This is a genomic window from Mesorhizobium sp. B3-2-1 (assembly GCF_006439515.1).
Classification (GTDB): Bacteria; Pseudomonadota; Alphaproteobacteria; order Rhizobiales; family Rhizobiaceae; genus Mesorhizobium.
The window spans coordinates 77,684-99,156 of record NZ_VFTI01000010.1 but is presented as its reverse complement, the minus strand read 5'-3'; the positions used below and the strand labels follow the sequence as shown (position 1 = coordinate 99,156).

19 protein-coding genes are annotated in these 21,473 nt (G+C 62.6%); 10 read left to right on the top strand and 9 right to left on the bottom strand.

The window, feature by feature from the left end; translation table 11 throughout:
• Nucleotides 1-57 precede the first annotated feature (57 nt).
• The 3 genes from FJW08_RS12815 to FJW08_RS12805 all read left to right on the top strand — a co-directional run bounded on the left by FJW08_RS12815 (nt 58) and on the right by FJW08_RS12805 (nt 3,986).
• Nucleotides 58-2,079 carry a long-chain fatty acid--CoA ligase gene (locus FJW08_RS12815; RefSeq protein WP_140810857.1) on the top strand — a complete coding sequence of 674 codons (2,022 nt, stop codon included), beginning with the start codon at nt 58-60 and terminating at the stop codon, nt 2,077-2,079.
• Nucleotides 2,076-2,792, top strand: coding sequence for a methyltransferase (locus FJW08_RS12810; RefSeq protein ID WP_246682322.1), 717 nt, complete (start codon nt 2,076-2,078; stop codon nt 2,790-2,792). Before FJW08_RS12815 ends, FJW08_RS12810 begins: the two co-directional genes overlap by 4 nt.
• Before the next feature lie 186 nt (nt 2,793-2,978).
• Nucleotides 2,979-3,986, top strand: a complete 1,008-nt coding sequence (locus FJW08_RS12805) for a hypothetical protein (RefSeq protein ID WP_140757966.1) — start codon at nt 2,979-2,981, stop codon at nt 3,984-3,986.
• 78 nt (nt 3,987-4,064) lie between these two features.
• On the opposite strand, the gene FJW08_RS12800 is transcribed toward FJW08_RS12805, so the two are convergent.
• The 3 genes from FJW08_RS12800 to FJW08_RS12790 all read right to left on the bottom strand — a co-directional run bounded on the left by FJW08_RS12800 (nt 4,065) and on the right by FJW08_RS12790 (nt 6,733).
• A complete protein-coding gene (locus tag FJW08_RS12800) occupies nt 4,065-4,787 on the bottom strand; it encodes an HAD family hydrolase (protein ID WP_140757967.1) in 723 nt (240 codons plus the stop codon).
• Between the two features lie 5 nt (nt 4,788-4,792).
• Nucleotides 4,793-6,469 carry a glucose-6-phosphate isomerase gene (pgi, locus tag FJW08_RS12795; protein WP_181182910.1) on the bottom strand — a complete coding sequence of 559 codons (1,677 nt, stop codon included), beginning with the start codon at nt 6,467-6,469 and terminating at the stop codon, nt 4,793-4,795.
• A 63-nt stretch (nt 6,470-6,532) separates the two neighbouring features.
• On the bottom strand, nt 6,533-6,733 hold the full coding sequence (locus FJW08_RS12790) for a hypothetical protein (protein ID WP_140757969.1): 201 nt from the start codon (nt 6,731-6,733) through the stop codon (nt 6,533-6,535).
• A 5-nt stretch (nt 6,734-6,738) separates the two neighbouring features.
• On the opposite strand from FJW08_RS12790, the gene FJW08_RS12785 reads away from it, so the two are divergent.
• Together FJW08_RS12785 and FJW08_RS12780 are read left to right on the top strand one after the other, a co-directional pair.
• Nucleotides 6,739-8,232: a PLP-dependent aminotransferase family protein gene (locus FJW08_RS12785; RefSeq protein WP_015314107.1), complete on the top strand. Its 1,494-nt coding sequence runs from the start codon at nt 6,739-6,741 to the stop codon at nt 8,230-8,232.
• Nucleotides 8,233-8,412: 180 nt separating this feature from the next.
• Entirely contained in the window at nt 8,413-10,002 is a 1,590-nt protein-coding gene (locus FJW08_RS12780; RefSeq protein ID WP_140810855.1) for a trimethylamine methyltransferase family protein, read from the top strand.
• 55 nt (nt 10,003-10,057) lie between these two features.
• On the opposite strand, the gene FJW08_RS12775 is transcribed toward FJW08_RS12780, so the two are convergent.
• The 5 genes from FJW08_RS12775 to FJW08_RS12755 form a co-directional block, all read right to left on the bottom strand.
• The gene (locus FJW08_RS12775; protein WP_140810854.1) at nt 10,058-10,789 is read right to left on the bottom strand and encodes a hypothetical protein; all 732 of its coding nucleotides are present in this window, start codon (nt 10,787-10,789) and stop codon (nt 10,058-10,060) included.
• Between the two features lie 335 nt (nt 10,790-11,124).
• Nucleotides 11,125-11,523 (bottom strand): hypothetical protein, encoded by a 399-nt coding sequence (locus FJW08_RS12770; RefSeq protein ID WP_140757972.1) that lies wholly within the window; start codon nt 11,521-11,523, stop codon nt 11,125-11,127.
• A 169-nt stretch (nt 11,524-11,692) separates the two neighbouring features.
• The gene (chrA, locus tag FJW08_RS12765; RefSeq protein ID WP_140810852.1) at nt 11,693-13,084 is read right to left on the bottom strand and encodes a chromate efflux transporter; all 1,392 of its coding nucleotides are present in this window, start codon (nt 13,082-13,084) and stop codon (nt 11,693-11,695) included.
• Nucleotides 13,081-13,899, bottom strand: a complete 819-nt coding sequence (locus FJW08_RS12760) for a sulfurtransferase/chromate resistance protein (protein ID WP_140810851.1) — start codon at nt 13,897-13,899, stop codon at nt 13,081-13,083. The genes chrA and FJW08_RS12760 overlap by 4 nt, the downstream gene beginning before the upstream one ends.
• Nucleotides 13,900-14,132: 233 nt before the next feature.
• Nucleotides 14,133-15,938, bottom strand: coding sequence for an IlvD/Edd family dehydratase (locus FJW08_RS12755; protein WP_140810850.1), 1,806 nt, complete (start codon nt 15,936-15,938; stop codon nt 14,133-14,135).
• 151 nt (nt 15,939-16,089) lie between these two features.
• Between FJW08_RS12755 and FJW08_RS12750 the strand changes: the two genes are divergently transcribed.
• Complete coding sequence (locus tag FJW08_RS12750; protein ID WP_140757976.1) at nt 16,090-16,539, top strand: carbon monoxide dehydrogenase subunit G; 450 nt, start codon at nt 16,090-16,092, stop codon at nt 16,537-16,539.
• Between the two features lie 16 nt (nt 16,540-16,555).
• Here FJW08_RS12750 and FJW08_RS12745 read toward each other — a convergent pair whose 3' ends face one another.
• The gene (locus FJW08_RS12745; RefSeq protein WP_140810849.1) at nt 16,556-17,725 is read right to left on the bottom strand and encodes an Mrp/NBP35 family ATP-binding protein; all 1,170 of its coding nucleotides are present in this window, start codon (nt 17,723-17,725) and stop codon (nt 16,556-16,558) included.
• 145 nt (nt 17,726-17,870) lie between these two features.
• On the opposite strand from FJW08_RS12745, the gene FJW08_RS12740 reads away from it, so the two are divergent.
• From FJW08_RS12740 to FJW08_RS12725, 4 genes are all read left to right on the top strand, one after another.
• Nucleotides 17,871-18,248, top strand: a complete 378-nt coding sequence (locus tag FJW08_RS12740; RefSeq protein ID WP_140757978.1) for a VOC family protein — start codon at nt 17,871-17,873, stop codon at nt 18,246-18,248.
• 95 nt (nt 18,249-18,343) lie between these two features.
• A complete protein-coding gene (locus FJW08_RS12735; RefSeq protein WP_140757979.1) occupies nt 18,344-19,243 on the top strand; it encodes a LysR family transcriptional regulator in 900 nt (299 codons plus the stop codon).
• Between the two features lie 194 nt (nt 19,244-19,437).
• Nucleotides 19,438-19,917, top strand: a complete 480-nt coding sequence (locus FJW08_RS12730; RefSeq protein ID WP_140810848.1) for a formate dehydrogenase subunit gamma — start codon at nt 19,438-19,440, stop codon at nt 19,915-19,917.
• The gene (locus FJW08_RS12725) at nt 19,914-21,470 is read left to right on the top strand and encodes an NADH-quinone oxidoreductase subunit NuoF (RefSeq protein WP_140757981.1); all 1,557 of its coding nucleotides are present in this window, start codon (nt 19,914-19,916) and stop codon (nt 21,468-21,470) included. The genes FJW08_RS12730 and FJW08_RS12725 overlap by 4 nt, the downstream gene beginning before the upstream one ends.
• Nucleotides 21,471-21,473 lie beyond the last annotated feature (3 nt).

The following is a 21,473-nucleotide window of genomic DNA, read 5'->3' as shown; positions in this document are numbered from 1 at the left end:
GGCGGCGCGGCACGGGCCAACGAGAAACAGGCGACCAGGGTTGTCGAGGAGGAACGGGTGGCAAAAGCATCGAAGGCGCCAGTGAAGGCGTCGGCCAAGGCGGTCTCGAAACCAGCCGCTGGAGCCGATAGGCAAGGCAAGGCTGCGGGCAAAGCCGCGACCGCGAAGGCGGCGACCAAAACCGCCAAGAATACCCCCGCGGCAAAAGCAGCGGCCACCGCCAAGAAGCCGGCGACGAAAGCCGCGCCGGCAAAGGCATCCGCGACCAAGGCCGGAACAGGCAATGCCGGAACCGGCAAGATCGCGATGACGAAGAGCTCGCCACCAGCGAAAACTTCACCGGTCTCGAAACCGGCAACGGCAGCCAGCCAGCGGTTGCCGAAGGCGCTCACCGAACTCACCGCCGGCCTGCCGCAAAAACCATGGCTCAACAGCTATCCCAAGAACATGCCGGCCGAGATCGGCGCCCTTCCCTACAGTTCCATCGGCGACTTCCTCGTCGGCGCCTGCAAGCAGTTCGCCGGCCAGCCGGCTTTCACGTGCATGGGCAAGTCCATCACGTACGCTGAACTCGAGCAACTTTCGGCGGCCTTCGGTGCCTATCTGCAGTCCACCGGATTGCAGAAGGGCGCGCGCGTCGCCCTGATGATGCCGAACGTGCTGCAGTATCCCGTGGCGATGATGGCGGTCGCCCGCGCCGGTTTCACGGTGGTGAACGTCAATCCGCTCTACACGCCGCGCGAACTGGAGCATCAGCTCAAGGATTCCGGGGCGCAGGCCATCGTTATCCTCGAAAATTTCGCCAGCACCTTGCAGGCGGTCGTCGCCAGGACCTCGGTCAAGCATGTCATAGTCGCCGCCATGGGCGACATGCTCGGCGGCCTGAAGGGCTCGATCGTCAATCTGGTCGTGCGCCGCGTCAAGAAAATGGTGCCGGCCTGGTCATTGCCCGGCCATGTCAAGTTCAATGCCGCCCTGAAGGCTGGCCGCGGCATGACTTTCAAGCCGGCCACGGTGGCCGCCAGTGATGTCGCCTTCCTGCAATATACCGGCGGCACCACCGGAATCTCGAAAGGCGCGACCCTCTTGCACAGCAATGTGCTGGCCAATGTCGCGCAAAATTCGCTGTGGCTGCAGGACGCCTACACGGTCAAGCCGAAGCCAGCGCATCTCAACCTCGTCTGCGCACTGCCGCTCTACCATATCTTCGCGCTGACGGTGAATGCGCTTATGGGCATGCAAATGGGCGGTCAGAACATACTGATCCCCAATCCGCGCGACATTCCCGGCTTCGTCAAGGAAATGGGCAAATATCCGATCCATATCTTTCCAGGCCTCAACACGCTGTTCAACGCGCTGCTCAACAATGAGGACTTCCGCAAGCTCGACTTCAAGCCGCTGCTTCTGACCCTGGGCGGCGGCATGGCGGTACAGAAGGGCGTCGCCGAGCGCTGGAAGGCGCTGACCGGTTGTCCCGTCAGCGAAGGCTATGGCCTTTCGGAGACCTCCCCGGTGGCGACGGCCAACAAGTTCAGCTCCGGCGAGTTCACGGGAACCATCGGCCTGCCGCTGCCTTCGACCGAAATCGCCATTCGCGACGACGACGGCAACAACGTGCCGCTGGGCGAGGTCGGCGAGATCTGCATCAGGGGACCGCAGGTGATGGCCGGTTACTGGAACCGGCCGGACGAGACCGCCAAGGTGATGACCAGGGACGGCTTCTTCAAGTCGGGCGACATGGGCTTCATGGACGAGCGCGGCTACACCAAGATCGTCGACCGCAAGAAGGACATGATCCTCGTTTCCGGTTTCAACGTCTATCCGAACGAACTCGAGGAGGTCGTGGCGGCACATCCCGGCGTGCTCGAAGTGGCGGCGATCGGCGTGCCGGACGAGCATTCGGGCGAAGTGCCCAAGCTGTTCATCGTCAAGAAGGATCCGGCCCTGACCGCCGAAGCCATCACCGCCTTTTGCCGTGAGAACCTGACCGGCTACAAGCGGCCCAGATACATTGAGTTCAGGACGGAATTGCCGAAGACGCCGGTCGGCAAGATCCTGCGCCGGGCTTTGCGCGAATAGTGGATCTCGCCGACGACGATGCGCCGGACCGGCGCCTCCGCCTCGACCCGACGGAATTCATCAAGGCGAATATGCGCCTTGCCCCGGTACCGGCGCTTCCCGAAATCCAGCTTTACACGGCTCACCCGGGCAGCGGATTGAGGCGCCTCGTCGACCCCGAAGACGATGGCGATACGGACGATGGCAGGCCGGAACCGCAGCCGCCCTATTGGGCCTATGCCTGGGCGGGCGGCGCCGTGCTGGCGCGCTATATCCTCGACCATCCGAAGATCGTGGCCGACCGCCGCGTGCTCGACCTCGGAGCGGGCTCCGGCATTGTCGGCATCGCCGCCGCGAAGGCCGGCGCGCGCGAGGTGATTGCCGCCGAGATCGATCGCAACGGCGTTGCCGCGATCGGCCTCAATGCGGCGGCGAATGGGGTCGAGATCGCCCTTGTTGACAAGGATGTCACCACAGGCCCGCCGCCGGCCGTCGACCTCGTTCTCGCGGGCGACGTGTTCTACGGCCGCGAGGTTGCCCTGCGGGTTATCCCGTTCCTCGATCGCTGCCTGGCAGCCGGTATCGAGGTGCTGGTCGGCGACCCCCGCCGCAGCGACCTGCCGCTGCACCGGCTGCGATTGCTCGCCGAACATCAAGTGCCGGATTTCGGTGACGCGAGGGGCACTGCAACCAAGCCGAGCGGGGTGTTTTCCTTCGAGACGGAATGTCGCTGAAACCCCGACTCAAATACAATCGCCCTTGCAGACGATCCTATACAAGCTATAGTCCAATCATGGGGTATCGGCTCGATATAGAAGCCTTGCTAGCCCCGCTAGAGCTTGATCAAAACACCTCCGATCGACCACAATTTGTTTTCGAAGTTTCGTTCGCCCAGTCGAGGTTCCGGCAATCCGGAGCTGATGACCAACCCCGTCTGGGCATGGGCGGTTGAGCACCGTCTCACCGGTTACGGTCTGAACAAGGCGTTCCTCGGCCCACGCTCGGAGCATGTAGGGCCGTGCTGGAGCTTCAGCCGGTACGGGGGCACTGAAACACTGCTGCCAGACGGTCGCCTTGTCAGGATCGGCGGCGAGTATGAAGATCACTACGATGCCGATTTCTATATTTACAATGATGTGATCGTGAGCGACGCCGAGGGGCACACCGAGATTTTTGGCTACTCGGATAAGGTTTTTCCGCCCACCGATTTCCACACGGCAAATCTTGTCGACGACCGCATATTTATGATCGGCAACCTATCTTACCCCTTTATTCGGGCCGACAAGGCGCAAGTGCTCGTGCTGGACACAACAAGTTATGGCATCGGTCACTTCGAAACGACAGGCGAGGCTCCGCCATGGATATACAAGCACTCTTCAGAACTTGTGAAAAATGGTGGTGCGATCCTGGTTCGCGGCGGTCTCCTCATCGGGCCAGCGTGGCCTGTCGTGGTCGAGAACATCGACGACTGGCGCCTGGACATCACCGCGGGCCGGTGGGAACGCCTCACCAAGCGGCCATGGCCTCGATTTTCATTCGTTCGAGATGACGGCTTGCCTAACCATCTAACTTGGCTTCGCCGCGCTCTGTCGGATCAAAAATGGGGGAAAAGCGAAAACAGAAGCAGCTTTCTAGCCGAGCGCCTTCGCGAACTTGGCCCCAACCCTCGGATAGACCTGATCGAAACGTTGTACACGCCCGAGCTTCCACACTCGAATATCCCTGAAATGGCGGACGAGCATGGCGTCCACCGTCTGTGTGTCGAAGGCGTCACCGTGCGCTATGTCGAGGACTGGCACGATATCCAGTTGACGGTCGAAGGTGTTCTTCCAGACCAGACCGTCGAAATGATCCGCCTGGATCTATTGACCAAACTGGCCGCCATCGAGAATGCGAATATCGACTGCGTCCGCCTGACAGTCGACTAGTGCCTGGAAGAACTCCCTGTACTCGTTCGACTATTGGCGACAAAGCACAGATTGATTGCGCTTGCCCCGCCTTCCTGATCAGACCGTCTCTTTGACCCGTGCCGATAGCAAATCCGGCAGATCGGCAACCGAATCCAGGACGACGTCGGCGATCTCGGCCAGCGACTCACGTGTGCCGGTGCCGGAGAGCACGCCGACCGCGAGGCCGCAGCCGCCGGCACGCGCCATTTCGAGATCGTGCCTGTTGTCACCGACCATGGCGATCTCCGCCGGCTTCAGCCCGGTAAGATCGCAGAACGCCTGGATGGTGTCGGGGGCCGGCTTGGGGTTCGCCACGGCGTCGTAACCATAGGCCGCGTCGAACAGCTGGGCGACGCCCAGCGTGACCAAGGTCTTCTCCGCGCCGCTGGTCGAATCGTTGGTGGCGACGCCAAGCCGGTAGGATCGCTTGTGCAGCAGAGCCAGCGTGTCGACGATATCAGGCAGCGCCACCGCCATCGCCGAGCCCTGCACCGAAGTGATCTCGTTGAAGCGGGCGACGGCCAGCATCTGGTCCTCGTTGGACAGGCGCGGAAACCACAGTTCGACGACGTCGAGATTGGTGCCGGAGGCAAAGATGGAATCGGGTTTGAAGCGCCGGTTGGCGAAATCGAAGCCGGCGGCCGCCAGCAGTCTGTCGGCCTTCCAGCGATCGCCCTCGGCTGCATCCATGGCCATGAAATCGGCCACGCCCAGCCAGGTCGCGTTGAAGTCGACAAGTGTCCCGTCCTTGTCGAACAATATCCCCTTGATGTCTGCCAAACTTTTCACTCCGAACCACGCAATTGGTGGATGTATCCCACAAGGCCAGCGGTCGACGCGCCGCGCTTGGCGGCGCTTTCCTTGCCTTCGACGACAGGCAGAAGGCCAGTCGCCAGTTCCTTGCCGAGCTCGACGCCCCACTGGTCGAAGGAGTTGATGTTGAACAGCGTGCCCTCGACGAAGACGCGGTGTTCGTAGAGCGCGATCAGCCGGCCGAAGGTGCGCGGATCGAGCTTGCGGTAGAGGATGGTCACCGAGGGCCGGTTGCCGGAGAAGACACGATGCGGCGCGATACGGTCGACATCGGCAGGCTTCATGCCCTTGGCCAGCATCTGCGCGCGCGCCTCCTCCAGCGTACGGCCCTTCATCAAGGCTTCCGACTGCGCCAGGCAGTTGGCGAGCAGCAGGTCATGCTGGTGCTTGAGATCAGGCTCGTGGCCGATGGCGGCGGCGAGGAACTCGACCGGGATCAGATCGGTGCCCTGGTGCAGCAGCTGGAAGAAGGCGTGCTGGCCGTTGGTGCCTGGCTCGCCCCAGACCAACGGTCCGGTCGGCGTCGTCACCGCAGTGCCGTCAAGGGTGACGCTCTTACCGTTCGATTCCATGTCGAGTTGCTGAAGATAGGCCGGCAGCCTGGACAGGCGCTGGTCGTAGGGGATGACCGCGCGGGCCGGGTAGCCGCAGATCACGCGGTGCCACCAGCCGACAAGCCCCAGGAGCGCCGGCAGGTTCTTGCGGAGCGGCGCGATGCGGAAATGCTCGTCCATCTCGTGCGCGCCATCGAGAAAGGCACGGAAATTACGCGGGCCGACGGCGATCATGACCGGCAGGCCGATCGCGCCCCACAGCGAATAGCGGCCGCCGACCCAGTCCCAGAAGCCGAAGACGCGATCCTGCTCGATGCCGAACTTGGCCACCAGGTCGAGCGCGGTCGAGACGGCGGCGAAATGCTTGCCCACGGCCTCCTTGCCGAGCGCCTTCTGCACCCAGTCGCGCGCCGTCTGCGCATTGGTCATCGTCTCGACCGTGGTGAAGGTCTTGGACGCGATGATGAACAGCGTGGTTTCGGCGGACAGCCCCTTCAGCGTGTCGTGGATGTGGGCGCTGTCGATGTTGGAAACGTAGTGCGCGCGCGGGCCGTCATGATAGGGGGCGAGCGCCAGCGTCGCCATGGCCGGACCAAGGTCCGAGCCGCCGATGCCGATGTTGACGATGTCGGTGATCTTCTTGCCGGTGGCGCCTGTCGCCTTGCCGGAGCGGATGGCATCGGCGAAGGCGCCCATGGCGTCGAGCACGGAAATGACATCCGCCTTGACGTCCTGGCCGTCGACCGTGACACCCTTGCCGCTGAGGTTGCGCAGTGCCGTGTGCAGAACGGCGCGGTCTTCCGTGACATTGATCTTCTTGCCGGCGAACATGGCGGCGCGACGGCCTTCGAGATCGGCAGCGGCGGCCAGCTTTTCCAGCAGATCCATGGTGGTCGCATCGACGGCGCATTTCGACCAGTCGAGCAACATCTCGTTGTCCGTGGCGGAGAATGTCGCGAACCGCCGCGGATCGGCGGCAAAGGCCTGGCGCATGCTGGCGGGCGCCACGGCGCGATGATTGCGCAGGGCGGCAAGCTGTTTCTGGAAGGCTGACTGATCCACTGGCGGGGACTCCTGGCGTTTTGGACGCACCATATCAGACCGGATGTTTCCGGCGCGTGTCGTCGCGCCGAAACTATTGAGCCGAATTCCATCCGGTCAATACGCGGCGATGACGCAGCGCATCACGATGCGATGACACAATGTATCGGGCAGGGAGGTAGCAGCGCGTTGGTTCGGGCCTGAAGGATCACTGGCATAAATCCCAAAGATCAGAAAAATTGATTGGCGCAACCCCTTGTGCCACGGGTACGTTCGGCTGGTCCAGCCAAGCGAAAAAAGCTGGCCATCGAGGAACATCTTCCATGCCACAGAGAAACGACACGGCGATATGGTCCGGCCTGTTCCGGATTTCGGCCGAATCCGGCCAGACCCTGCAGGCGCAGATCCGCCAAGCCATCGTGGCCGCCATTCTCGACCGCCAGATCGCCGCTTCGATGCCGCTTCCTTCCTGCCGTATCCTGGCCGAAAAACTCGGCGTGGCGCGCGGGACCGTGGTGCTGGCCTTCCAGCAGCTCGTCGACCAGGGTTTCCTGGTGGCGCGCGAGCGGCGCGGCCATTTCGTCAATCCCGACGTGCTGGCGACACCCGCCAAGCCGCACCAGAAGGCGCCCGACCAGGCCAACGAGATCGACTGGAAGGCGCGCCGGCAGATCGCCGCAAGCGACATGCCGCCGCCGGCCAAGCACGAGAACTGGATCAAGTCGTCCTATCCCTTCGTCTACGGCCAGTTCGACCCGGCGCTGTTCCCGACCGCCGAGTGGCGTGAGTGCAACCGCATGGCGCTGGCGGTGCTGGAGATCCGCAACTGGGCGTCCGACATGGTCGACCGCGACGATCCGCTGCTGATCGAGCAGATCCAGGCACGGCTGCTGCCCAGGCGCGGCATCTTCGCCAATCCCGACGAGATCATCGTCACGCTGGGCGCCCAGAACGCGCTCTATATGCTGGCTTCGCTGCTGATGACCAAGGGCTCCAAGGTGGCGATGGAAGATCCGGGCTACCCCGACGCGCGCTCGATCTTCCGGCTCGCGGGCGCCGACATCGAGCCGGTGCCGGTCGACCAGTCCGGCATCGTAACCTCTTCTATTCCCAATGATTCCGGCTTCGTCTTCGTCACGCCCAGCCATCATTGCCCGACCATGGTGCCGTTGTCGGCGGAGCGGCGGCAGGACCTTCTGGCGCGCGCCAACCGGCACAACCAGATCATCATCGAGGACGGCTATGACAGCCAGCTGCTCGACGAGGCGCCGCAGCAGGCGCTGAAGAGCCTCGATCGTTCCGGCCGCGTCGTCTATGTCGGCTCGATGTCGAAGACGCTGGCCCCCGGTCTGCGGCTTGGCTACATCGTGGCCTCGGCTGGGCTAATCGCTGAACTGAGGGCGCTGCGCCGCTTCATGCTGCGCCATCCGCCGGCCAACAATCAGCGCGCCGTGGCGCTCTTCCTGTCGCTCGGCCATCACGAAGCGCTGGTGCGGCGGCTGTCGAGCGCCTTCGACGAGCGGCGCAAGCGTCTGGTCCATGCGATTTCCGCCTTCCTGCCGGAATGGCGCTCGACCGATTCGGCCGGCGGCACGTCGCTGTGGCTGGAAGGACCGCGGGGTACCGATTCCCGCGGTTTGGCCGAAGCCGCCGCCTCGCGCAGCGTCATCATCGAGCCTGGCGACCGCTTCTTCGACCGCACCGAAAAGCCTTCGCGTTTCATGCGGTTGGGTATTTCCTCGATCGCGCTGCAGCACATCGAGCCCGGCATCCGCGAACTGGCCACCGCCGCCGGCCGCAGGCCCGCAGCCGCCTGATTCCACTGACCGGAGCCGCCCAATGGCGGCTTCGGCTCCTTTAGCGCTGGCATATGCAACCGGGCCGGCTGGCTCATAGGCTGTGCCAATGCCGGCAGCATAGTCGTGGCACAAAGGGGAAGAAGCAGCCGATGGTGGGCCAACCGCCGCGCTGTTTCTCAGCAAAGGTGGAGTGCTTCCATGTCTGTGGTTCTTGAAAAGCAGGAAGCGGCGGCGGATCAACGCTCGCGCCGCTCCGGCGGACGCGAAGCGCGTCGCGCCATGCGGGCAGCGCCATTGGCCGACGACATCAAGCCGGTGCGTGCCGGCCTCGAGGGCGGCAGCTACGGACCACTCAAGGGCAATGATCGCGAGCGCATCCACGAAGCGGTGCTGACGCTCCTGGAAACGGTCGGCTTCGCCAACGCCATCCCCTCCTGCATCGAGGCGCTGACCCAGGCCGGCGCCACTTATGGCGACGATGGCCGCATCCGGTTCCCGCGCGCGCTGGTGCTCGAGACGATCAAGAAGGCGGCACGGAACTTCACCCTGCACGGCCAGGATCCCAAACACGACATGGTGATCCAGGGCAAGCGCGTGCACTACGGCACGGCAGGCGCCGCGGTTCATCTGGTGGATGTCGAGAAGCGCGAATACCGCGAGTCGCTGCTGCAGGACATCTATGACGCCGCCCGCATCGTCGAAGGGCTCGACAACATCCATTTCTTCCAGCGGCCGATGGTGCCGCGCGACATTCCCGATCCGCTCGAAATGGACTTCAACACGCTCTACGCCTGCGTGATGGGCACGTCCAAGCATGTCGGCACCTCGTTTACGGTGCGCGAGAACGTGCAGCCGGCGCTCGAAATGCTCTATGCCATCGCCGGCGGCGAGGAGAATTTCCGCGCCCGGCCATTCGTGTCGAATTCGAACTGCTTCGTCGTGCCGCCGATGAAGTTCGCCGAGGACGCCTGCGGCGTGCTCGAGGCCTGCGTCGAGGGCGGCATTCCGATCCTGCTTTTGTCAGCGGGACAGGCCGGAGCCACGGCACCGGCGGCGATTGCCGGCGCCGTGGTGCAGGCGGTGGCCGAAGTGCTGGCCGGCCTGGTCTATGTCAACGCCATCAAACCAGGACATCCGGCGATCTTCGGCACCTGGCCGTTCGTATCGGATCTCAGGACAGGCGCCATGTCGGGCGGCTCGGCCGAGCAGGCCGTGCTGACCGCGGCCTGCGCCCAGATGGCGCAATATTACGACCTGCCGGGCGGTTCGGCCGCCGGCATGACGGATTCGAAACTGCCCGACATCCAGTCCGGCTATGAGAAGGGCATCACCGACGTGATGGCGGGCCTTGCCGGGCTCAACCTGGTCTATGAATCGGCCGGCATGCATGCCTCGCTGCTCGGCTTCTGCCTGGAAAGCCTGATCATCGACAACGACATGCTCGGACACTGCCTGCGCTGCGTGCGCGGCATCGAGGTGACCGACGAAGCGCTGTCGATCGACACCATCGCCGATGTCTGCCTGAAGGGGCCAGGTCATTATCTCGGCAACGAACAGACGCTGCGGCTGATGCAGACCGAATATTTCTATCCCGCCGTCGGCGACCGGTTTTCGCCGAAGGAGTGGAACGAGAAGGGTCGGCCGGACATCCTGCAGCGCGCGATCATCGAGAAGAAGCGCGTCCTTGCCGAACGCTTTCCGCGCCATGTGCCGAAGCTGCTCGACGACAAGTTGCGCGCCCGCTTCGGCGACATGATCAAGCTGCCGCGCGGCGGCATGGGCGGGTAGAACTGCTTCTCGCCAAGAGATTTAGTCGGCGCCCCTAATTCGAAGAGATACGTCTCTACAATCGCCAAGACCTAACTTGATTTAATGTCGAGACAACAATAGATAAATAATTATTTAAAATCTTGAGATTGCTATCGGATGTATCGCAATATTCGAAAGGTTCTTTGAAATTCAATCCAACTACTGCATATATGATTTTTCCAAATGCTTCCCAATCGCTTACGCCACAGAGCAGATCTCCATCTTTCGAGAAAATTCCGACATTAAATCGCATTCTCCATTTGTATTTCGTTCTAACGTCAAAAGCTACTCTTATGCTTATTTGTTCAAGAAACTCAATGCCTCGCCATGTCAGATATCCATCCCCTTTCGTATAGGAAACGTCTTTTAATCCTGACGATACAAAGCAATCTTTTACTACCGATCCGGCAATCTTAACCTCAGCACCATTCGGTATTTTACGTTCAAGAGAATTTTCGTCACGGCGAAAGAGATAACCCGTCCGCTCTTTCCACATACCTACGTCTGTAACAATGTTATTGAGCGAGTTCTCCTCAGCAGGGCTCATGCCAGCGGAGAGAGGCATCGCTTGCTGGAGTCGTCGCGACATGAACACGGCTTCTGTCTGAGAACGATCTAATCCGATTTCCCTCATTGCAGGCTCAAGGAAAATATCTTGCATACCGGTATAGCTAAGTTCGGAAAATCCACCTTGGCGACTATCGATGGCATAAAGTAAGACTTCTAGTTTCTGTTTGATTACCTTCCCTAAGTCGAAATCCGACATAATTTCACCCCTTAGAAAGCGAGCGCTGCTAATCCAGCCCATGCGGCTAAACCACCCATCAGTCCAATCGCATTTCGCGTAGATTGATTCTCTCGATCAGATACATTTGGCTTTGTCGAATTATTTGTCACAGGTGCAGAAGAAGTAGCCTCGTTTGTCCTCTTTGACGTTACTGAAGTGGCTAGGCGATATCTGCTGAGTTGCGTCCGACCTACCTTTCAACCCCTACGCCCTTTACCCGTCGGTCGGGACTAAATAAATCTCCTCGGACGGTATCATGCTCTATCTCTTTGATTTAGAGAGGGATTCAGATTTCAGGTCGATTAGACCTGAAATCATCCGGCTGCCAGCCCATAGCGTTCGACGACTTCGGCGTTGATCAGCTTGGCGTGCAGCGCCATCAGCACGATCCGCGCATCGAAGCTGTCGCCGGTTTCGAGAGCCGCCTCGATCCGGCGCTCCGCGTCGAGCCGCTGCAGCAAGCCTTGCGCACGCTCGAAGGTTTCCGGGCCGGCGATGCAATAGCTGAACAGCTGCGCCACCTGCGGATAGGCCTGCGGCGGTGGCTCCTCGGGCCAGCGGTCCTTCATCAGATTGACGATGGTGAGTTTCACCCCTTCGGGCACAAGGGCGGGGTGCAGGTCGGCGCCGCGCAAGGCGGCATCGAGCTGCCGCAAATCACCCGAGCGGCCGAACATGCCGAGAAAGCCGAGGGAAGAGCGTCGTTGCGCCATGATGGTCCAATCCGTTTCCAACCAGTTAGAGCAATTCCAGGAAAAGTGCGTAGCGGTTTTCCGTCCGGAATTGCGTAAAAACAAGAAGTTAGAGCGGGTCAGAGATTCTATCAAACACTGAACCGCTCTAGGTGGTTGGCTGGCAGAATACAAAGGCAGCAACATGCGCCTATCCGCTCACCGCCAGCAGCAGGACACCGGCCAGGGCTGACCCGGCAAGTGTCGGCAGCATGCCGATCTTCAGCTTGAGGATGGCGATCATGGCGGCACAGGACAAAAATGCGGCTCGCCAGTCGATCGATGACGGCACCGGCACATTCATGCCGAGGCCAAGTTTGCTGACTTGGTGAAAGATGACGTGCATGGCGAACCACAAAGCGAGGTTCAGGATGACGCCGACCACGGCGGCGGTGATGGCTCCGAGCGCGGCCGACAGGGCCTTGTTGCCACGCAAGGCCTCGATATAGGGCGCACCGAGGAATATCCAGAAGAAGCACGGGGTGAACGTGACCCACAAGGTCAGCAGCGCTCCAAGCGATCCGCCAAGCAACGGGTTCAGCGAGCCGGAGTGGCGAAACGCGGCGATGAAGCCGACAAACTGCAACACCAGAATGAGCGGACCAGGCGTGGTTTCGGCAAGCCCGAGGCCATCGACCATCTCGCCGGGTGCCAGCCAGCCGAAAGATTCGACGGCCGCCTGTGCGACATAGGCGAGAACCGCGTAGGCGCCGCCGAAGGTGACGACCGCCATGAGACTGAAGAACCCGCCTATCTGCGTCCACACGCTGCTCGTCCCGGTGAGCGCCCAGAGCAACAGAACCGGCCCGAGCCAGATCGGCAGCCAGATGGCGACCGTGCGCGGCGCATGCCATCGTGTCGGCCTGGTATGGGTTAGCTCGCCGCGTTCGAACATCAGGTCGACCGCTCCCCGGATGTCGGGAGCGTCGTTCTTGCCGTGCGCCGCACCGGAAAACAGGGCTGGCGCGACCCGGTTTCCCAGCCATCCCACCAGCCCCGCAAGCAGGACGATGAGCGGGAACGGGATGCTGAGCACATAGATGCCGAGAAAAGCGCAAGCCGCGATCGCCACCATCACCCGGTTCTTCAAGGCGCGGCGGCCGATGCGGATCACCGCCTCGACCACGACCGCGAGCACGGCGGCCTTGACCCCGAAGAACAGCGACTCGACCAGCGGGACATCACCATAGAGCGCATAAAAGGTGCTCAGGGTGAGCATGACGAGCGCACCGGGCACCACGAACAAGACGCCTGCGACGAGACCGCCGACCGTCCTGTGCAGCAGCCAGCCAATATAGATGGCGAGCTGCTGGGCCTCGGGACCGGGCAGCAGCATGCAGTAATTCAAGGCATGCAGGAAACGCTGTTCGCCGATCCAGCGCCGGTCCTCGACCAATTCCTTGTGCATGAGCGCGATCTGCCCCGCGGGTCCGCCGAAGCTCAGCAATCCGATCTTCGCCCAGAGTTTCGTAGCCTCGCGGAAGCTCGGGACCGCCGGCACATCCACGACGTCCGCATCTTTCCCCGAAACGAGGCTGCTCATGACGGCTTTGCCCCGCCCGGCCAGTTGTGCGTCTCGTCGGTGGCGTCGCGGCACCAGCGGAAGAACGCGTCATAGAGCAGCATCCCCGCCCCCAGCTGTTCCAGATCGTCGCGGAACATGCGTGACAGGCCGAGCGAGGCGGCAAGGAATCCGGCGGCCTGGGGAACGAGATCGAGCCTGGCGGTGTCCGCCGCGCGCACGATCGTGGCAAGGCGGTCGAGTGCCTGGGATTCCAGCCCGAACTCCTCGATCATCGTGTCGAAGGTGCAGCGTTCGCCGCGGTGGCTCCAGAACACATTGTCGATGTCGAAGGGCACTGCTTGGAAGCGGTCGGCGACGGCAGGCACTTCGGCCGCCTCGACGAAAAGAAAGACCGCATGCGGATCGATGAAACGCCGGATCAGCCAGGGGCAGGCGATGCGGTCGACCTTGGGGCGAGCCCGCGTCACCCAGACGGTGCGGCCTTTTTCATCGCGGGACGGTATCTTGCCGGCGCGGACCAGAAGGCCCCCGGCATCGCGCCAGGCCTCGAAACCGCCTTCGAGGGATTCGGCGGCAACGCCCTGGTGCCGCAGCCATGCGGCCACGCCCTGCGAAAGCTTTTGCCCCCTCTGGCAGACGACGGCCACTTGGCTGCCGGCAAAATCGTTTGCCCAGACCGAGACGGTTTTGAAGTTGCGCCGGTGCGAGGCCGGCAGCAGGCGCGGATCGGCGTCGTGATCGTCATCGATGCGGACATCGACGATCACAGGTGCGCCGGGCAGACCAATCAGACGGGATAGTTGCTGTACGGTGATAGCGGTTGTTGACGGCATGGCGTCCACCTCCTGAACAGAGAAGCCTGGACGCGAACATTGGGCTGACGCCTCACGGGGTCGTCGCGATGCACCCCTTGGCATGATGGTGGAATTGTTGGGCGGGCTTGTCAAGGACGGAGCGTTCCCGGCCTAATGGCGCACCGGCGGCCTGATCGATCAGGCCGCCGGTGTTCGTCTATTCATCCATCTGTGACCAGCCAGGAATAATCGATGATTATTCCGGGGAAGAATCAGTGATTGTCGCGAGGCACGCCCATGGTGTGCGCGACATCCTGGTATTTCACCGCCGGCTTCAGCACCATGCCGGCCGAGAACTGGTCGACCATGCCGCGTTGGATCTCCTGCCACGGGGTCTGGTGCTGGGGATAATGATAGCCGCCATCTTTCTCCAGTTCGGCGCGACGCCGGGTGATTTCGTCGTCGCTGACGAGGATATTCGCGGTGCCTTTCCGCAGGTCGATGCGGACGCGGTCGCCGGTCTTGAGCAGCGCCAGGCCGCCGCCGACGGCGGCTTCCGGCGAGGCGTTGAGGATCGACGGCGAGCCCGACGTGCCGGACTGGCGGCCGTCGCCGATGCAGGCGAGCGCGTGGATACCCTTCTTGATGAGGTAGGCCGGCGGCTGCATGTTGACGACCTCGGCGCCGCCAGGATAGCCGACAGGGCCGGCGCCGCGCATGAACAGGATGGTGTGCTCGTCGATGCCTTGCGCCGGATCGTCGATGCGGGCGTGGTAATCCTCCGGGCCGTCGAAGACCATGGCGTTGCCCTCGAAGGCTTCCGGATCGTTCGGGTTGGACAGATAGCGCTCGCGGAATTCCGGCGAGATGCCGCTCATCTTCATGATCGCCGAATCGAACAGATTGCCCTTGAAGTTGATGAAGCCGGCATTGGACTTCAGCGGCTCGGCCACGGTGCGGATGACGTCGGTGTTCTCGTTGGCGACCCCCTCGCAGTTGGCACCGATCGACTTGCCATTGACGGTCAAGGCATCGGGATGCGGCAGCATTCCGGCCTTCATCAGTTCGGCCACCACGGCGGGTACGCCACCGGCGTGGTGATAGTCTTCGCCGAGATATTCACCCGACGGCTGCAGGTTGACGATGAGCGGCACGTTGAGGCCGACCTTCTGCCAGTCGTCATTGTCGAGCGGTACGCCGAGATGGCGGGCGATCGCGTTGAGATGGATCGGCGCGTTGGTGGAGCCGCCGATCGCCGAATTGACGACGATGGCGTTTTCGAAGGCCGCGCGGGTCATGATGTCGGACGGCTTCAGGTCCTCGTGTACCATGTCGACGATGCGTTTACCCGTCTCATAGGCGATCTGGCCGCGCTCGCGGTACGGCGCCGGGATGGCGGCCGAACCAGGCAGCTGCATGCCGAGCGCCTCGGCCAGCGAATTCATCGTGGTGGCGGTGCCCATCGTGTTGCAGTAGCCCGTGGACGGCGCCGAGGAGGCGACGATGTCCATGAACTCGTCATAGTCGATCTCGCCGGCCGACAGGCGCTGGCGCGATTCCCAGACGATGGTGCCCGAGCCGGTGCGCTTGCCCTTGTGCCAGCCATTGAGCATCGGGCCGACCGATAGCGCGATGGCCGGGATGTTGACGGTCGCCGCCGCCATCAGCAAGGCAGGCGTGGTCTTGTCGCAGCCGATGGTCAGAACGACGCCGTCGAGCGGATAGCCATAGAGCACTTCGACCAGGCTGAGATAAGCGAGGTTGCGGTCAAGTGCCGCGGTCGGCCGCTTGCCGGTCTCCTGGATCGGGTGACAGGGGAATTCGAAAGGAATGCCGCCCATCGAGACGATGCCTTCGCGCACGCGCTTGGCGAGCTCGATGTGGTGCCGGTTGCAAGGCGAAAGATCGGAGCCCGTCTGGGCGATGCCGATCAGCGGCTTGCCCGACATCAGCTCGGCGCGTGTCAGTCCGTAATTCAGGTAGCGCTCGAGATAGAGCGCCGTCATTCCCGGATTGTCGGGATTGTCGAACCACTCCTGCGAGCGGAACTTTTTCTTTTTCGTGGGGGCGCCGGCCATCATGGTCTCCGTATTTGTATGACAAATCGATATGACAACGCGCGGATGCAGGCAAGGGGCACGCGTGATCTGAATCCCGACTTTGGTGCGATAGACAGCTATCGAGCCGCGCGCTACGACCAATCCGACATCGGCGATCGGGGAGGTTTAGATGGCTTTGGTGATCGAGGGCGAGGAACGTATCGCCGCACCCGTGCAGAAAGTGTGGGAAGCGCTGAATGACCCAACCGTCCTGAAGGACGCCATTCCGGGCTGCAAGAGCCTGGAAATGAAATCGGCGACCGAGATGGCGGCAACGGTGGTGCTGAAGATCGGGCCGATCAAGGCGACCTTCAACGGCGAAGTGACGCTGAAAAATCTCAAGCCGCCGCATGCCTATACCATCCAGGGCGAAGGCAAGGGTGGCATCGCCGGCTTCGCCAAGGGCGGCGCCGACGTCACCCTCACCGCCGACGGGCCGGACGCGACGGTCCTCAAATATGCCGCCAAGGCAGAAGTCGGCGGCAAGATCGCGCAGCTCGGCAGCCGGCTGATCGAATCGACATCGAAGAAACTGGCCGGACAGTTCTTTTCGGCATTCGGCGAGAAAGTCGGCGGCTGATTCTTCCCGTGAAGGATCACTCAAATACGATGTTGGGCACCGCCGCTTCGGCCGCGCCGCGTTCCTCAATGACCCTGTCCCAGACCTTGGAGGCTATATCGCGGTAGATTTTCGCCTCGGCGCCGTCGGGCTTCGAGGCGACCACCGGCGTGCCGGCGTCCGAGCTCTCGCGAATGCCCATTTCCAGCGGCACCTCGCCGAGGAAGGTGACGCCCAGCCTCTCGGCCTCGCGGCGCGCGCCGCCATGGCCGAAAATGTCGTAGCGCTTGCCGGTGTCCGGGGCGAGGAAGTAGCTCATGTTCTCGACGATGCCGAGCAGCGGCACGTCGACTTTCTTGAACATGTTGAGACCCTTGCGGGCATCGATCAGCGCCAGGTCCTGCGGCGTCGAGACGATGACCGCGCCGGCCAGAGGCACCTGCTGGGCCATGGTGAGCTGCGCGTCGCCAGTGCCGGGCGGCATGTCGACGACGAGCACGTCGAGCCGCCCCCATTCGACCTCGCGCAGCATCTGCGTGAGCGCCGACATCACCATCGGCCCGCGCCAGATCATCGGCGTCTCCTCATCGACGAGGAAACCCATCGACATCACCTTGAGGCCGTAATTCTCCATGGGTTTCAGGATCTTGCCGTCGACCGTCTGCGGCCGGCCGTGGATGTTGAGCAGCCTGGGCATGGACGGGCCGTAGATGTCGGCATCGAGCACGCCAACCCGCAAGCCATTGGCGGCAAGGCCAAGCGCCAGATTGACGGCCGTGGTCGACTTGCCGACGCCGCCCTTGCCGGAGGCAACCGCGATGATCGCCTCGATGCCGGGCACGCCGCGCTTGCCGTGGCTCTGCGAAGCGGGAGCATGCGGGGCCGCCCGCGGTGCGGCGGCGGGCGGAGCCCGCCTGGGTGCGGGACGCGGTGGAACCGGTGCCTCCATGCCTCCGCCTTTCTTTTCGGCCGTCAGCGCAACGACCGCGCCGGCGACGCCGGGAATGGCCTTCACCACCCGCTCTGCGGCGGCACGCAAGGGCTCCATCTCCGGGGCGCGCGCGGCGGGAACGGTGATCGAGAAGAACACCTTCGAATCGGCGATGAAAATCTCCGAAACCATGCCGAGATCGACGATGTTGCCGGTGAAGTCGGGCCCGTTGACGGTCTTCAGGCGCTCGACGACGATTTCCTTGGTGATGGACATGGCTGTTATTCCCTGGCGTTCGGCTGCAGCTCACATAGTGCAGAACGCGGACGGCTCCAAGCGTCAGCCGTGTGGCGGTCGTCAAGCGGCCTGGGTGACCTATTTCCATGACCAGAGGGAATGACAGCCAGGAAAGGAGACGATCATGCTTGAAAACAGCAACGCAACGGCCAATCTCGCGGTCAGGGACCTGGCCAAGGCAAAGGCTTTCTATGAGGGGACGCTCGGCCTGAAACAGGTGCACGATGAGGGCGGCGAACTGATCGTGTACAAAAGCGGCGACACCACCATCAATGTCTATCGCTCCCAATTCGCCGGAACCAACAAGGCGACAGCGGTGACGTGGACGGTCGGCGACGCGATCGGCACCGTCGTCGCCGCGCTGAAATCGAAGGGCGTCGTCTTTGAACACTACGAAATGCCCGGTTTGACGCTGGAAGGTGATGTCCATGTCGGACAGGGTATGAGGGTCGCTTGGTTCAAGGATCCGGACGGCAACATCCTGAATCTCGTCGACAGGTAGTTTTTTGCGATTGCGCAATGGCTGGGGGCGGCACGATTGTCGGCGGTAGCAGCAACCATCTGGCGCGGCGCCACTGCGCCGGATAGCTTCCGCCAATGATCGACAAGCTGGAATTCTTCATCGCACTGGCCAGGGAAGAGCATTTCGGCCGCGCCGCGGAAGTGTGCGGCGTCACCCAGCCGACGCTGTCGGCCGGCATCAAGCAACTGGAAGGCCAGCTCGGCGTCATGCTCGTACTGCGCGGCTCGCGCTTTCAGGGGCTGACGCCGGAGGGCAAGCAGGTGTTGGTCTGGGCGCGCCGCATCGTTGGCGACTCCAGGACCATGCGCGAGGAGATGCGGGCGGCGCGCCACGGCCTCTCCGGCCGCATCCGCATCGCCGCCATCCCGACGGCGCTCGCCATGGTGGCGCGGCTGACGACGCCGTTTCGCGAAAAGCATCCGGGCGTCACTTTTTCAGTATTGTCGCGCACCTCGATCGAAGTGCTGTCGCTGCTAGGCAATTTCGATGTCGATGCCGGCATCACCTATCTTGACAACGAACCGCTGGGTCGGGTGACCAGCGTGCCGCTCTATGACGAGCGCTACCAGTTGATCACCGCTATCGGCAATCCCTATTCCGACCGCGACAAAGTGACATGGGCGGAGATCAGCCATTTGCCGCTGTGCCTTCTGACGCCGGACATGCAGAACCGCCGCATCATCGACCAGCACCTGGCGGAAGCGGGCGTACAGGTGCGGCCGACGCTGGAATCGAACTCGATGATCGTGCTGTTCTCGCACATCCGAACCGGCAAATGGTCATCGATCATGCCACTCAACCTTGCGGAAACGTTCGGTTTTTCCGAACCGATCCGGGCCATTCCGATCGTCGAACCCGATGCCAGCCATACGGTCGGCCTGGTGGCCGCGCCGCGCGAGCCGCACACGCCGCTGGTGCAGGCGCTGCTGGACGAGGCGATGGCGCTGGCAGACGATTTCCGCGCCCATCGCTAGGCTAGAGAATGGAGGCTGAGCGTTGTCGATAGAAAATTTCTATCAAACGACGGGACAGCTTTATTGATCTCGGGGGTTTCCTCTGATTTCGTAAGGACTTAGCGATATTGCGCCCTGTGCATGTCGTTACCCCAAAACCGCTCTATATCTTGGGGTGACATATATCGGGCCGCCATGACCAGGGAGGGCGCTGCATGACCGTGCAGCCTGCAAGTACCGAGATCGCATCGCGCACCGCGGCGATCATTCAGGATCTGAAGGACCTCGAAGGTCCGTTGCTGCCGATCCTGCACGGCATCCAGGAAGAGTTCGGTCATGTGCCGCAGGCCTCACTGCCGGTCATCGCCGACGGGCTGAACCTCTCCAGGGCCGAAGTGCACGGCGTCGTCAGCTTCTATCACGATTTCCGTGCCCGGCCGGCCGGCCGGCACGTGCTGAAGCTCTGCCAGGCGGAAGCCTGCCAGTCGATGGGCTCGGACGCCGTCGCCGCCAGGGTCAAGCAGTTGCTCGGCATCGATTTCCATGAGACCACGCATGACGGGTCGGTTACATTGGAGCCGGTCTATTGTCTCGGGCTGTGTGCCTGTTCGCCGTCGGCTATGCTGGACGGCGAGGTGATCGGACGGCTCGATGACGAGAAGATCGACGAGATCGTCGCCGAGGTGCGCTCATGACCCCCCGCATCTACATTCCCGGCGATTCCGGCGCGCTGGCGCTGGGCGCGGAAAAGGTCGCCAAAGCGATCGCAAATGAACTGGCCGAGCGCGGCATCGATGCCAAGATCGTGCGCAACGGCTCGCGCGGCGCCTATTTCCTCGAACCGATGGTCGAGGTGGCGACAGACAATGGCCGTGTCGCCTACGGGCCGGTGAAGCCGTCGGACGTGAAGAGCCTGTTCGACAGCGGCTTTCTCCAAGGCGGGTATCACAAGCGCTGGCTGGGTGCGCCCGACAAAATCCCGTTCCTCGCCAAGCAGACGCGGCTGACCTTCGCACGCTGCGGCATCAACGACCCGCTGTCGCTCGATGCCTACAAATCGCTCGGCGGATTGAAGGGCCTGCAGAACGCGGTGGCCATGGCGCCCGCCGACATCGTCAAGCAGGTGACCGACTCCGGCCTGCGCGGTCGCGGCGGCGCGGGCTTCCCGACCGGCATCAAATGGAAGACGGTGCTCGACACGACATCGGAGCGCAAATACATCGTCTGCAACGCCGATGAAGGCGACAGCGCCACCTTCGCCGACCGCATGATCATGGAGGGCGACCCCTTCGTGCTCATCGAGGGCATGGCCATCGCCGGCATCGCCACCGGCGCGACCAAGGGTTTTGTCTACATCCGCTCGGAATATCCGCACGCGGTGGCTGTCATGAACAAGGCGGTCGAGATCGCCCGCAAGGCCGGCGTGCTCGGCGTCAATGTGCTGGGCTCGCCCAACGCCTTCGACATGGAAATCCGCGTCGGCGCCGGCGCCTATGTCTGCGGCGAGGAAACCTCGCTCTTGAACAGCCTGGAAGGCAAGCGCGGCGTGGTGCGCGCCAAGCCGCCGCTGCCCGCGATACAAGGATTGTTCGGCAAGCCGACGGTGATCAACAACGTCATCTCGCTGGCCTCGGTGCCTATCATCATGGACAAGGGCGCCACCTTCTACAAGGATTTCGGCATGGGCCGCTCACGCGGCACGATCCCGATCCAGATCGCCGGCAACGTCAAGCAAGGCGGCCTGTTCGAAACCGCTTTCGGCCTGACACTGGGCGAGATCGTCGACGATATCGGCGGCGGCACGTCCACTGGACGTCCGGTCAAGGCGGTGCAGGTCGGCGGGCCGCTCGGCGCCTATTTCCCGCGCGCCTTGTTCGACACGCCGTTCGACTACGAAGAATTCGCCAAGCGCGATGGACTGATCGGCCACGCCGGCGTCACAGTTTTCGACGATACTGCCGACATGCTGAAGCAGGCACGCTTCGCCATGGAGTTCTGCGCCATCGAAAGCTGCGGCAAGTGCACGCCTTGCCGCATCGGCTCGACGCGGGGCGTGGAAACCATCGACAGGCTTGCCGCCGGCATCGAGCCGGAGAAGAACCTCGCTTTGGTCACGGACCTCTGCAACACGATGAAGTTCGGTTCGCTCTGCGCGCTGGGCGGCTTCACGCCCTACCCGGTGATGAGCTCGATCACGCATTTCCCCGAGGATTTCAAGCCCGCGCCGGCGCGCGTGGCTGCTGAATAGGAG